Source organism: Xanthobacter cornucopiae (assembly GCF_043195065.2).
Lineage (GTDB): Bacteria > Pseudomonadota > Alphaproteobacteria > Rhizobiales > Xanthobacteraceae > Xanthobacter.
Genome location: NZ_CM195531.1, coordinates 543061 through 555918 on the forward strand (window position 1 = coordinate 543061; position 12858 = coordinate 555918).

7 protein-coding genes and 2 tRNA genes are annotated in these 12858 nt (G+C 70.3%); 4 read left to right on the plus strand and 5 right to left on the minus strand.

Annotated features, from left to right (window positions below; translation table 11 throughout):
- Window positions 1–38: 38 nt before the first annotated feature.
- Window positions 39–4658: a COG1470 family protein gene (locus V5F53_RS02395; RefSeq protein ID WP_393996876.1), complete on the minus strand. Its 4620-nt coding sequence runs from the start codon at window positions 4656–4658 to the stop codon at window positions 39–41.
- A gap of 745 nt (window positions 4659–5403) precedes the next feature.
- Here V5F53_RS02395 and V5F53_RS02400 point away from each other — a divergent pair.
- Window positions 5404–5658, plus strand: a complete 255-nt coding sequence (locus V5F53_RS02400) for a hypothetical protein (protein ID WP_393996877.1) — start codon at window positions 5404–5406, stop codon at window positions 5656–5658.
- Window positions 5659–5666: 8 nt separating this feature from the next.
- Here the strand turns inward: V5F53_RS02400 and V5F53_RS02405 are convergent.
- From V5F53_RS02405 to V5F53_RS02415, 3 genes are all read right to left on the minus strand, one after another.
- A tRNA-Glu gene (locus V5F53_RS02405) sits at window positions 5667–5741 on the minus strand.
- Between the two features lie 182 nt (window positions 5742–5923).
- The gene (gene glnA, locus V5F53_RS02410) at window positions 5924–7333 is read right to left on the minus strand and encodes a type I glutamate--ammonia ligase (RefSeq protein WP_393997028.1); all 1410 of its coding nucleotides are present in this window, start codon (window positions 7331–7333) and stop codon (window positions 5924–5926) included.
- A 51-nt stretch (window positions 7334–7384) separates the two neighbouring features.
- Window positions 7385–7723 carry a P-II family nitrogen regulator gene (locus V5F53_RS02415; protein WP_393996878.1) on the minus strand — a complete coding sequence of 113 codons (339 nt, stop codon included), beginning with the start codon at window positions 7721–7723 and terminating at the stop codon, window positions 7385–7387.
- 251 nt (window positions 7724–7974) lie between these two features.
- On the opposite strand from V5F53_RS02415, the gene V5F53_RS02420 reads away from it, so the two are divergent.
- Window positions 7975–9438, plus strand: a complete 1464-nt coding sequence (locus tag V5F53_RS02420; RefSeq protein ID WP_393997029.1) for an NAD(P)H-hydrate dehydratase — start codon at window positions 7975–7977, stop codon at window positions 9436–9438.
- Between the two features lie 96 nt (window positions 9439–9534).
- On the opposite strand, the gene V5F53_RS02425 is transcribed toward V5F53_RS02420, so the two are convergent.
- A complete protein-coding gene (locus V5F53_RS02425; protein WP_393996879.1) occupies window positions 9535–10764 on the minus strand; it encodes a multicopper oxidase family protein in 1230 nt (409 codons plus the stop codon).
- 354 nt (window positions 10765–11118) lie between these two features.
- On the opposite strand from V5F53_RS02425, the gene V5F53_RS02430 reads away from it, so the two are divergent.
- Window positions 11119–11203 (plus strand) — tRNA-Leu (locus tag V5F53_RS02430).
- Window positions 11204–11393: 190 nt separating this feature from the next.
- Entirely contained in the window at window positions 11394–12746 is a 1353-nt protein-coding gene (gene tig, locus V5F53_RS02435; protein ID WP_393996880.1) for a trigger factor, read from the plus strand.
- Window positions 12747–12858: the final 112 nt, after the last annotated feature.

The window sequence follows — 12858 nt, forward strand, 5'->3', positions numbered from 1 at the left end:
AGGCCGCGCGGTGGCGGGCCTCCTCGCCGGTGTGGTCCTCAGCACCGCATGCCCGGCCTGCAGGGTTGCGGCCGCGCGGCTGGCGCGGCGCGCGGCACGCTTGGCCGTGGTGGTGCCACCGCCCGCGGCGCGGCTGGATGGGCGGGCGCCGCCGCGCGGGGCGGCGCATTCGGCCGGGACGGTACCCCGGGCCGGGCATTCGGCCGGGTGGGCGCCACGGCCCGGGGCGTGCCGGGGCGGCTCGGGGACACGGCCCGCGATGACGGATGGGGCCGGCTTGGCGCCGCGCCCTGCGGGCGTGCCCCGGGCCGGACGGGGGCCACCTGGCGTGTCGGCACTCCGGGTCGCGTCGGTTGAACCCGGGTCGGCGGCGCGGTGACTGCTCCCGGCCGGCCGGAGTGGGTTTGCGTGCGCGGCCCCGGCCCCGGCGCCGCCGGCACCGGCCGGTTCGCAGGACGCAGGCCCGGCCGGGTGGGCCCGGTTAGGGTGCCGCTTGGCGCCCGCACCCCGGGGGGATGGGCGCCCGGTTGCGTCGGCAGCGCGGCCGGCGCTCCAGGAGGACGCGCGCCTGGGAGAAGGCCACTCGGCGGTCGTCCGCCCGGCTGCGTGGGCAGCGTGGTGGGCGCGCCGGGCAGGTGCCCTCCGGGCGGGCGAGCCCCGGGTGCCGGCAGCGTGGCCGGAGCCCCCGGCAGGTGCCCTCCGGGCGGGCGAGCCCCGGGTGCCGGCAGCGTGGCCGGAGCCCCCGGCAGGTGTCCTCCGGGCGGCCGGACGCCGGGTGTCGGCGGCAGGAGCGGGCTGGTCCCCGGCAGGTGACCGCCGGGCGGCCGGACGCCGGGTGTCGGCGGCAGGAGCGGGCTCGTTCCCGGCAGGTGACCGCCGGGCGGCCGGACGCCGGGTGTCGGCGGCAGGAGCGGGCTCGTTCCCGGCAGGTGTCCTCCGGGCGGCCGGACGCCGGGTGTCGGCGGCAGGAGCGGGCTGGTCCCCGGCAGGTGTCCTCCGGGCGGCCGGACGCCGGGTGTCGGCGGCAGGAGCGGGCTTGTTCCCGGCATGTGTCCTCCGGGCGGCCGGACGCCGGGTGTCGGCGGCAGGAGCGGGCTCGTTCCCGGCAGGTGTCCTCCGGGCGGCCGGACGCCGGGTGTCGGCGGCAGGAGCGGGCTCGTCCCCGGCAGGTGCCCTCCGGGCGGCCGGACGCCGGGTGTCGGCGGCAGGAGCGGGCTCGTCCCCGGCAGGTGACCTCCGGGCGGCCGGACGCCGGGTGTCGGCGGCAGCAGGGGACCCACCCCCGGCGGGTGGCCGCCCGGAAGCGGCGGGCACACCTGTCCCGGCTCGCAGTGACCCGGAGGCCGCGGCGGCAGCACCGGCGGGTAGTGCGGAGGACCGAGAGGCGGCACATACACCGGCGGCACATACACCGGCGGGACGTAGAGCGGCGGCAGCGGATAGACCGGCGGCTCGTAGATGGTCGGCGGGGGCACGTAGTCCGGTGGCACCTCATCCGGCGGCACATAGAGCGGCGGAGCATAGACCGCTGGTGGCGGCGCATGGACCGGCGGCACGTACACGTTCGGCGGTGGGCTCCGCACCACCGGCGGGCGCACGTAGGCTGGAGGCGAATAGGACGGCGGCGGACGCGAGATCAGTGGCGTGGCCGGAGGCTGCGGCGCTGGCGGGCACACCAGCTGCAATTCCCATTGGGTGCCGGTGCCGGTGCCCGGCTCGCAGTTCGGCTCCACCCGCACCCTGACGTTCTGCGCGCCGGGAGGAAGGGTCAGCGGCACGTCCCTGGTTCCCTCCGACCCGACGCAGGTGGTGTCGAGAACATTCTGGCCGTCCACATAGACCAGGATCCGGTCCTTCTTCGAAAAGGTGTTGAACTTGAAGGTCGCTTGTCCTGGACGGTTGGTGACCGCGATATCGATGGTCTCCGGAGTGTCACCCCCTGGATGGAGCGCTTCATCGCAGCTTCCCGGTCGCGGCGTCTCCGGCGTCGGCGTGGGCGTCGGCGTGGGTGTCGGAATGGGCGTCGGCGTGGGCGTGGGAATGGGCGTGGGAACGGGTGTCGGCGGCGTCGTGTTGATGGGGATGCAGGCGCCCTCCGCGCAATTGACGCTGCCCGCCGGCAGGTCGGGCGGCAGTTGCACCGTCAGCGTCAGCGTCAGCGCTTCTCCCGGATTGAGGACCGCGCCGGGATATTCGCACGTCACCTGCAGGCCGTCGGGCGCGCAGGCCCAGGGCTCCGAGGCGCTCAACGCGGTCACGCCGGGCGGCAGCGTGTCGGTGACGCGCGCGGTGTCCGCAAAGACGCCTGCCCCGGAATTGGTGAGCACCACGTTGAACGTGCATGGGCCGCCGGCGGTGCAGGCGGGCTCCACCTGCGCCTTCGTCACCGTGATGTTCGGGGGCGGGGCCGGTGGCGGGAACGGCGGGGTCGAGGTGATGACGATGCAGGTATCGTCGGCGCAATTGACGCTGCCCTGCGGCATGTCCGCGGGCAACTGCACCGTCAGGGTCAGGACCAGCCAGTCTCCGGGATTGAGGGCTGTTTCCGGATACTCGCAGGCCACCTGCTCCCCCAGCGGCGCGCAGGCCCAGGGTTCGGACGCGCTCAGCGGCGTGGTGCCGGGCGGCAGCGTGTCGATGATGCGTGGAATGCCGCTCCACACGCCAGGGCTGTTGTTGGCCAGGACCACGTTGAAGCTGCATGCGCCGCCCGGCGCGCAGACCTCCTCCACCTGCGACTTCGTCACCGTCAGGTCCGGAGCGGACGGCGGGGGCGGCGGCGTGGTGGTGATGACGATGCAGGTGCCTTCGACACAGTTGAGGCTTCCCTGCGGCAGGTCGAGGGGCAACTGCATGGTCAAGGTCAGGCCCAGTTGCTGGCCGGGGTAAAGCACCCCCTGCGGATAGTCGCAGGCCACCTGGTCGCCGATGGCCACGCACCGCCAGGGCGCCGAGGCGCTCAGGACGGCGGTGCCCAGCGGCGGCGTGTCCATGAGGCGCAGGAGACCGCTCCACACATCGGTGCCCACATTGGTGACCATGACCTCGAACGTGCAGGCGCTGCCCGGCAGGCAGGCCGGGTCCACCTGCCGCTTCAGCAGTGTCAAGGTGGAGGGACGGGCCGGTGCCGCCGGCCGCGGCACCGGCGGCGGCGGCGCCTGTGCCTCCCGGGCGCAGGGCTCGTAGATCGCCACATCGCCGATGCGCGTGGCGTCGTTCCGCGTCAACCCGCTGCGCTCTACCTGCCCGTCGGAGCCGACGTTGATGTCGGTGTCGATCAGATAGGATTGGGCAAGGCCGACGGGAGGATAGGGCGGCCCCGCTGGCGGATAGGCCCGCGCGGCCTCCGGCGGCAACAGCTCGTCGGCCATTCCCGCTGGCGTGCCCTGGATGCCGTTCACCTCGGAGCCATCCACGGCGGCCTCGGAACCGGGCGCGAAGCACGGCCCCTTGGCCGAGCACAGGACATCGCCGGAAAGCCACGCCGTCTGGTCGGGCCTCGCCCGGTCTATGCTCCAGTCGCCCGGCGAATAGCCGTAGCCGAAGGCGACGCCGCCGGCGCAATTGGCCCGCACATAGGGCTGCCCCTCGCCACGGCGATCATAGAAGCCCACGTCGTAGCGGCCGGCCGCACGCCAGCCCCCGCCGGCGTCGAGCGCATAGCGCAGGGCCCGGGCCTCGTGGGGCCGGGCGAATGCGTTCTCCGCCGCGAGCCCGAGGTTGCGCAGGCCGCCGCGCTCGCCGAGCAGCATAACGTTCCGGTCGCCGCATTCCGAAAAGGCGATGTCGCTCACCGGGTGGCTGTAGCCCCACCGCGCCACCTCCTCGGGCCGCGTGAAGAAGGCCGGAACCAGAAGCTCGCGACGCACGTCGGTCAGGTCGAACGCGCCATCCTGCGCGATCCGCACCGACCAGACCGCGTTCTGCTTCTCGTCGTCCGGCAGCCGGCTCCAGTCCGTCGCGCCGGGCCCGGGGCCGCTCCACACGGAATAATAGAGGCGGACCTCGCCGGTGCGGACATCGGAGCGCACGGCGATGCCCCAGGTGCGCCGACCGGAGGCGGCGAGGTTCCAGCACTCCGGCGCGCGGGCGAAATCTCCGGCGGGGCAGTCGGCGATGCGCGCGCGCGTGGCGGGGTCGAAGACAAGCGGCGGCAGGCTTTTCAGCTGTCCCGAGGGTGCGTCGACAAACCGTGGCCGCCCCTGTGTTCCGTGATCGTAGGCGCCGAGATCCACGCCGTCCGCCTCGCGGAAACGATGAATGAAGCCGGTCTCGAGATCAGATGCGAAGAGCTGCCGGTGGGCGCGATCAAACGCCAGATTGCCGAGCGCGGCGCCGGTGTTCGGTCGTCCGTTCAGCGTCACGTTCGCAAACACCCGCGGCTGGTAATTGCGCGCGGCGTCGAGGCGATAGATGGTTCCGGGGCCTCCGTCTCGTCCCCACATGCCGGCCATCCATTGCCGTCCGTCCGCCGCCAGGTGCAGGCCGAACGCGGCGGTGGCGCCAACGTAGATGTTGGGCGGCGTGGCATCGTCCAGGGCGATGCCGAAGATCTGTCCCACCTCGCCCGCGCTGACAGGGGTGCGCTGCGGCTCGTCCAGCCAGTGCTCGCCGCGCGGAGGCCGGCCCGGCGCGCGAATATCGATGATCCCGCCCACCGTTCCGTTCACATCGATGGCGGCGCCATCTGGCGTTACACCCGAGAACCGGGTGACGTAGGCCTCACCGGGACGAAGAGGGAATTGCTGCGCTGCGGCCGGATGAGCGCAGACAAATGACAGAAAACAGGCCACCACCACAAGATACCGTCGAACACTGAAGGGCTCTGCCGAGCAGAACGCGAAAGCGCGGTCACCGTCTGGCATTTTCCAACCCCTATATTATGTTCTATTTTCTTGAAACGTACTCCCCTCCTGCGGGATTTGAAATTGTCGGATGTCAAATTTTAAAGTGGGAATCCTTCCATAACACCATACCGGTGAGCGAGGCGGCGCGCGCGGGCGGGCGAGATATGGCGTGTGGCCCCCGACCTGGCGACCTTCGGAAGGCGCGGGTGAAAGAGGCTCGGTCAGCCCAAGCTCGGCGCCGGTGCCCTGTCTTTACGGAAGGACCGGTGCGATGGGGCCTTCCCGCGGGAGGCGAAGCGCCGCTCGCGGCCGGGCCCCGCGGTTTCGCTCCGGCGGCGGTCAGGCGGCGGGCGCTTCCTTATGATTGCCCCCCGATGTGGGGGGAGCCCTGCGGGCGAGCAAGATGTCGGCCGGCGCCGCTTCAGGCGGGAGCCGTGTCAGGATTCCATGGAAGCGCTGGCTGGGCATATCCAGGACCGGAGCGCCGACACCACCAACCTTCCCGCCCCCGCGCGGACGCTGCGTCTCGTCCCGCCAGTAGGGGAGTGCACGGCGCGTGTCGTCACAAGAGCACGGTGAAGCGCCGCCGCCGAAGCCTCCGCGCATCGGCCGGATCGCCGACGCGCTGGTCCGGGGCATGCGGAGCGCCGTGGAGGACGGCGTGCAGAAGGAGGGCGGCGCGCAGAAGAGGGATTCCTCGCCAGTCGGAATCGATGCACAAGCGCCTCGGTCCGGACGAATGGAACCCGCTGAAGCCCTGTCGCGGCAGAGTGGAAGCAGCTATTTGAGCGCCGTCATGACCAATCAATGAACGTCATGTGGCGCGCCCTAGGGGAGTCGAACCCCTCTCTCCACCGTGAAAGGGTGGCGTCCTAACCGATAGACGAAGGGCGCTGAGCGCAGGGTCCTTATAGGCAAGCGCCGGGTGTTCGGCAAGCGTCGGGGGGTGAGTTTTCCAAAGGCTTTCCACGGCGGCTGCATGACCAAGAAAAAGGGGCGCCTCGAACGGGCGCCCCAGTCGCAGAAAACGTGCACATCACGGAAGCGGCCCGGCACGGGCCGGGCCGCCTCGATCCTCACACCGAGTAGTACATCTCGAACTCGACCGGGTGCGGCGTCATTTCGAAACGCATCACTTCGGTGTACTTGAGCTCGATATAGGACTCGATGAAGTCCTTCTGGAACACGTCGCCCTTCAGCAGGTACTCGTGGTCGGCGGCGAGCGAGTCGAGCGCCTCGCGCAGCGAGCCGCACACGGTCGGGATCTGCTTCAGCTCGGCCGGGGGCAGGTCGTAGAGATCCTTGTCCATGGCCTGGCCGGGGTCGATGCGGTTCAGGATGCCGTCCATGCCGGCCATGAACAGCGCAGCGAAGGCGAGGTAGGGGTTCGCGCCGGGATCGGGGAAGCGGACCTCGACGCGCTTGGCCTTCGGGTTGTTGGTGTAGGGAATGCGGCAGGACGCCGAGCGGTTGCGCGCCGAATAGGCGAGCAGCACCGGGGCCTCATAGCCCGGGACCAGGCGCTTGTAGGAGTTGGTCAGCGGGTTGGTGAAGGCGTTCAGCGACTTGGCGTGCTTGATGATGCCGCCGATGTACCACAGGCAGTACTCGGAGAGGTCGGCATACTTGTCGCCGGCGAAGAGCGGCTTGCCCTCCTTCCAGATCGACTGGTGGACGTGCATGCCCGAGCCGTTGTCGCCGAACACCGGCTTCGGCATGAAGGTCGCCGTCTTGCCGTAGATGTTGGCCACCTGATGGATACAATACTTGTAGATCTGCAGGTGGTCGGCCATCGTCACCAGCGAGCCGAACTTGAGGCCCAGCTCGTGCTGGGCGGAAGCGACCTCATGGTGGTGCTTCTCGACCTTGGCGCCCATCTTGGCCATGGCGCCGAGCATCTCGGAGCGGATGTCCTGGGCGCTGTCGATCGGGGGCACGGGGAAGTAGCCGCCCTTGGTCTTCACGCGGTGACCGAGGTTGCCGCCTTCGTACTCGGTGTCGAAGTTGGTGGGCAGCTCGACGGAGTCGAGCTTGAAGCCCGTGTTGTACGGGTCGGCCTTGAAGCGCACGTCGTCGAAAATGAAGAACTCGGCCTCGGGGCCGAAGTACACGGCATCGCCGATGCCGGTGGACTTGGCGTAGGCTTCCGCCTTCTTGGCGATCGAGCGCGGATCACGGCCATAGGGCTGGCCGGTGGTCGGCTCCAGGATGTCGCAGACGATCGACAGCGTGGTCTCGGAGAAGAAGGGGTCGATCACCGCGGTGGTGGGATCCGGCATCAGCTGCATGTCGGATTCGTTGATGGCCTTCCAGCCGGCGATGGAGGAACCGTCGAAGGCGGTGCCTTCGGAGAACAATTCTTCATCCACCATGGAGATGTCGAAGGTGACGTGCTGCCACTTGCCGCGCGGATCGGTAAAGCGCAGGTCGACGTACTTCACATCCTCGGCCTTGATGAAATCGAGGACGTCTTTGCCCGTCTTGATCGTCATGTGGTTGTCTACCTTTCTGCGGAAAACTGCTGAATCTTGAAGGTGTCAGATCGCGTCGAGGCCGGACTCGCCGGTGCGGATGCGGATGGCTTCTTCGACGGGCGAGACAAAGATCTTGCCATCACCGATGCGGCCGGTCTGCGCGGCGCGGCGGATCGCGTCCACGGCCTTTTCGACCATCTCGTCGGGAAGCACGACCTCGATCTTCACCTTGGGGAGGAAGTCCACGACGTACTCGGCGCCGCGATAAAGCTCGGTATGGCCCTTCTGCCGCCCAAAGCCCTTCGCCTCCGTGACGGTGATGCCCTGCAGGCCCACGTCCTGCAACGCTTCCTTCACCTCATCCAGCTTGAAGGGCTTTATAATCGCCTCGATCTTCTTCATGCGCTCCGTCTCCCGTGGCTCGACCCCCCGCCGCAGGGCCAAGCCGGCGACAGTTAAGCAGGATGCGTGCCATGCGCCGGTCCACGGGCAGACGCCGTCGCGTGGCCGAGTTATGGCTTGTAAGTGATGTAAAAATAGTCATTACGCCTAATAAATGTGCAAAGTTTGCCCGTCGGGCCGTTCGCAATTGTGCATGAACTAGGCATTGCCGAGAGGAGACCGGAGTGTACGCGCTTCTCGACCCCCAGGAGATGGGCCGTGCGGACCGCCGTGCGGTGGAAATGGGCGTGCCGTCGCTCGCCTTGATGGAGAAGGCCGGGCGGGCGGTGGCCGATGTGGTGGCCCGCCGCCCCTTCACCACCCGGGTGCTGGTTCTGTGCGGTCCGGGCAACAATGGCGGCGACGGCTTCGTGGCCGCGCGGGTGCTGGCGCAGCGGGGGTACCGTGTGCGGCTGGCGCTGCTCGGAGGCCGGGAGCGGCTGACCGGCGATGCCGCCGCGGTCGCCGCCTTGTGGAGAGGGCCGGTCGAGGACACCGCGGTGGTGGACGTGGAGGCCTGCGACCTGATCGTGGATGCGGTGTTCGGGGCCGGATTGGCGCGGGACCTGGACGGGGCGGCGCTGGCGCTGGTGCAGCGCATGGCCACGTCGGGCCGGCCGATCGTGGCGGTGGACCTTCCGTCGGGCCTGGACGGCGCGACCGGGCAGGTGCGCGGCGCGGCGGCACCTGCGGTCGAAACCGTAACGTTCTTCCGCCGCAAGCCCGGGCATCTGCTGGAGCCCGGCCGCAGCCTGTGCGGGAAGGTGCGGGTCGCGGATATCGGCATTCCCGAGGCGGTGCTCGATCTGGTGCGCCCGCGCACCGCCGTTAATGGTCCCGAGTTCTGGGCCGGGACCTTTCCGCTGCCGCGCCGCGTCGGGCACAAATATGCGCGTGGCCATGCGGTGGTGGTAAGTGGTGGCGCCTGGACCAGCGGCGCGGCGCGGCTGGCGGCGCGCGGGGCGCTGCGCGCCGGGGCCGGGCTGGTCACCGTGGCCTGTCCTGAAGACGCGCTGCCGCTGCATGCGGGTTCCTACGCGGCGATCATGGCGCGGCCACTGGAGTGTCCGCAGGATCTTGCCGCCCTGCTCGCCGATTCGCGGCTCGACACGGTGCTGCTCGGTCCCGGACTGGGCGTCGGGGCGGTGGCGCGGGATCTGGTCGCGATCGCCGCGCCAGGCCGCCGGCTGGTGCTGGATGCGGACGCGCTCACCTCCCATGCCGGCGCGGCCTGGGCGGTGGGCGACTTGGCGCGGCGCGCGCGCGCCCTGGTCATAACCCCCCATGACGGTGAGTTTGCCCGCCTGTTCGAGGGGGTGCCGCAGGTGCTGGAGGCGTCCGGCAAGCTTGCCCGCGCCCGCGCCGCGGCGGCCGCTGTCGGGGCGGTGGTGGTGCTGAAGGGGCCGGACACGGTGGTGGCGGCCCCCGACGGGCGCGCCGCCATCGCCGAGAACGCACCGGCTTATCTCGCCACGGCTGGGGCGGGGGACGTGCTGGCGGGTTTCATCCTCGGCCTGCTGGCGCAGGGCATGCCAGCCTATGAGGCGGCGGCTGCGGCGGTGTGGGCGCATGGCGAGGCCGCGCGCGCCGCCGGCCCCGGCCTCGTCGCCGACGATCTGCCGGAGGCGCTGCGCGGCGTTTATGCGCGGCTCTATGAAACGCTCGGCGCCGATTGAGCGCGCGGGTGGGGTGCGATGAGTCCTCCGCTCCACCGCCGGGCCGAGGCCGCCTGGCCCCGGCGGTCTGACGGACGGATCGCGCGCTCGGGCCGGTCAGGCCGTGACCTGATAGGTGCGGGCGGCGACGACGGCGGTGTCGCCGCCGCGCTGGGCGATGACGGACCATGTGCCCGCCGTCTCCGCCTTGAAGGCGACGCGGGCGATCCCTTTCGCAGGCACCGGGACGGTGTCGTGCCACCACGGGCTCCAGCCGTCGTAATTGGCATCGAGCAGGCGCGCCGGATGCCCGTCGATGCGCACCACCACCGGCGTCTCCAGCGGGTTGTCCAGGGTCAGCACCACCACCTGCCCAGCCTTGACGGTGCCGAGCGAGGACGGCTTGGCGGCGGAGGCCGGATCGTCGAGCTTGAAGGTGAAGCGGGCGGCGTTCGACAGGGGCAGTTCGGCCGGCAGGCCATTGCCCGGCAGCGGCGCGGGCGGGCCGCTGGGCGCCGGGCCGCCGGCACCCACCGGATTGACGATGGCGAGCTGGATCGGGTCCTTCGCGGTCTCGATGGACAGGATCGCGGGGTCCGCCGCATCCAGCGTCACCGCCAGGTCGATGCGGCCACCGGGGGCGATCTGCACCCGCTGGTCCTTGGGGGCGAAGGGCTCGGCGGGCTGGCCGTCCACCGCGATCACGTAGGATGCGGGCGCGTTCACGCGGATCTTCAGGAACAACGGCGTGGCGTTGATCAGGCGCAGGCGGGTGCGCCCGTTCGCAGGTCCCTGGAGGGTGGGCGAGATGGCCCCGTTGACCGGAAACAGCGGTACGCCGCTTTCCGGCGGAAAGCTCTGGATGAGCAGCACCTGGTCCGAATCGTAGGCGGGTCCACCCGCCTCGTCCACCACCAGGGCGCCCGCCAGCGCCCGCCGCGTCAGTGCCGGGCTGGCGGCGTGATACCAATAGGTGCCGGCATCGCGCGGGGTGATCTGGGCACTGGCCTGGCTGCCCGCCGCCACCGGGGCGGGTGCGGTGCCGGCGGCGGTCCGAACCCCGTGCCACACCAGAGCCAGCGGCTCCGGCAGGCCATTTTCGAGGGTGTAGGAGAGAGGCGCGCCCGCCTTCACCCGCAGCAGGGGGCCCGGCAGTGCGCCGTTGAAGAGGGCGATCGGGCCCTGGCCGGCGAGTTCCGGCAGGCTGGCGTTCGCCGCCTTGAGCACGACGGCGCCGGCGTCTTGCGCCGCCGCGGGCAGCGCCAGCGCCGGAGCGAGCAGGGGGGAGCAGGAGAGGGCGGCCGCCCCCTTCAGTACGGTACGCCGGGAGACAGTGTGCGTGGTCACGCGAGGCTCTCCAAAGGGGCAGCTCTTCCGGGCGCCCGGCGCCGCGCCGGGGCGGGCGCGCCGGGACGCTCAGCGGACCTTACTGATCTCGCGCGCCCAAGGGCAAGCCGCATTCCCGCGGCGATCCCGGTCAGACCGTCCCCGCCGTGCGGTGGGGAGGGCACCATTTTCTTGCTGCGCCCCGCATGGAGCGTGATATAAGCCGCGACCCGTCCGGCGTTTGCGCGCCGGGCGAGGGCCTCCCATGGCGCGCGGCCCCAGCGGACGTGGCGATGGTATGCGGCAGCAGCAGCCGAAAACGGCAGGCGGCACCTACGGTTCGCACCGGAGGGTGAGCGCCGCCGGATGCGGCGCGCGGGCGTGGCGGAACTGGTAGACGCGCGGGATTTAGGTTCCCGTGACGCAAGTCGTGGGGGTTCGAAACCCTCCGCCCGCACCACGGTGCCGGTGAGTTCCAGTGCGTCGCCGGTCCTGCCGCAACCCCGCCCGGCCTAGCCCGCGGCGGGTCGGCGAGGCCGTTTCCGGCGCGCCGTGGGGCGCCCCTCGTGCCGTGCCGGCGCCCATCGCGGGAGCCACCGGATTCTCAAGTTTCCGCCCTGACGCGGCGGCAAGGATGTGAAGGCAAGACGATGCAGGTGACCGAGACCCAAGCCGAAGGCCTCAAGCGCGCGTTCCGCGTGGTGGTTCCCGCCGCGGACCTGGACGCGAAGGCCGACGCGCGCCTGAACGAGCTCAAGGGGCAGGTGAAGCTGAACGGCTTCCGTCCCGGCAAGGTACCGGCGGCGCACCTCAAGCGCGTCTACGGCAAGTCGGTCATGAGCGAGGTGATCGAGCAGACCGTCAACGAGACCAACAGCAAGATCGTCGAGGAGCGCGGCTTCCGCCTGGCGCTTCAGGCCAAGGTGACCCTGCCTGAGGAAGACCCCCAGGGCCAGGGCCTTCTGGATGGCGGCAAGGACCTTGCCTACGATCTGGAAATCGAGATTCTGCCCAAGATCGAGTTGGGCGACTTCGCCACCATCGCCATCGAAAAGCCGGTGCTCGAGGTGACCGACGCGGAGGTTGAGGAGACCGTTCAGCGCATCGCCGATTCCAATCGCCCGTTCACCCCCAAGGAGGGCGCGGCGGCCGAGGGTGATCGCGTCACCATCGACTTCACCGGCTACGTGAACGGCGAGAAGTTTGAGGGCGGCTCCGGCGAGAACATCGACGTGGTGCTCGGTGCCAAGGGCTTCATTCCCGGCTTCGAGGAGCAGCTGGTCGGCATTGCCGCCGGCGAGAACCGCACCCTGTCCGTGACCTTCCCCGAGGATTACGGCGCGGCGGAGCTGGCCGGCAAGGCCGCCAGCTTCGAGGTGACCGCCAAGGCCGTGGCCGCCCCCGGCGTGGTGACCGTCGACGACGAGTTCGCCAAGACCCTGGGCCTGGAGAGCCTCGAGAAGCTTCAGGGCATGGTGCGCGAGCGCATCGGCGCCGAGCACGCGGGCGTTGCCCGCCAGAAGGTCAAGCGCGCGCTGCTGGACGCGCTCGACGGCCTGCACCAGTTCGAGGTGCCGCAGGGCCTGCTGGAGCAGGAATTCGAGGGCGTGTGGAACCAGGTCCAGCAGGATCTGGCCGCGCAGAAGCGCAATTTCGCCGACGAGGGTACGACCGAGGAAGAAGCCCGTTCCGACTACCGCAAGATCGCCGAGCGCCGGGTGCGCCTGGGTCTGGTCCTTGCGGAAATCGGCGAGCGCAACAATATCCAGGTTTCCGACGACGAAGTGACGCGCGCGGTCGTGGAGCGGGCGCGTCAGTTCCCCGGTCAGGAACAGCAGGTGTGGGAGTTTTATCGCCGCAATCCGCAGGCGCTGGCTTCCGTGCGTGCCCCCCTGTTCGAGGAGAAGGTCGTGGACTTCCTCCTGGGCCTCGCCAACGTGACCGAGAAGAGCGTCACCAAGGACGAACTCTACAAGGTGGAAGACGAGGACAAGGCGGCCTGAGGCGTCCGGCCGCGATCGTCCTCAGCATGAACCCGGGTGGCGCGCCGTGGTGCGCCACCGCCTGCGCCGAAGATCGACTGCGCGACGGCACAGCAGCCCTGGCCCGACAGCG

Bases quoted from the DNA above. Each gene is read 5' to 3' on its own strand.
- V5F53_RS02415 (WP_393996878.1), bottom strand. From the start codon at position 7,723: ATGAAGAAGATCGAGGCGATTATAAAGCCCTTCAAGCTGGATGAGGTG.
- V5F53_RS02420 (WP_393997029.1), top strand. From the start codon at position 7,975: ATGGGCCGTGCGGACCGCCGTGCGGTGGAAATGGGCGTGCCGTCGCTC.
- tig (WP_393996880.1), top strand. From the start codon at position 11,394: ATGCAGGTGACCGAGACCCAAGCCGAAGGCCTCAAGCGCGCGTTCCGC.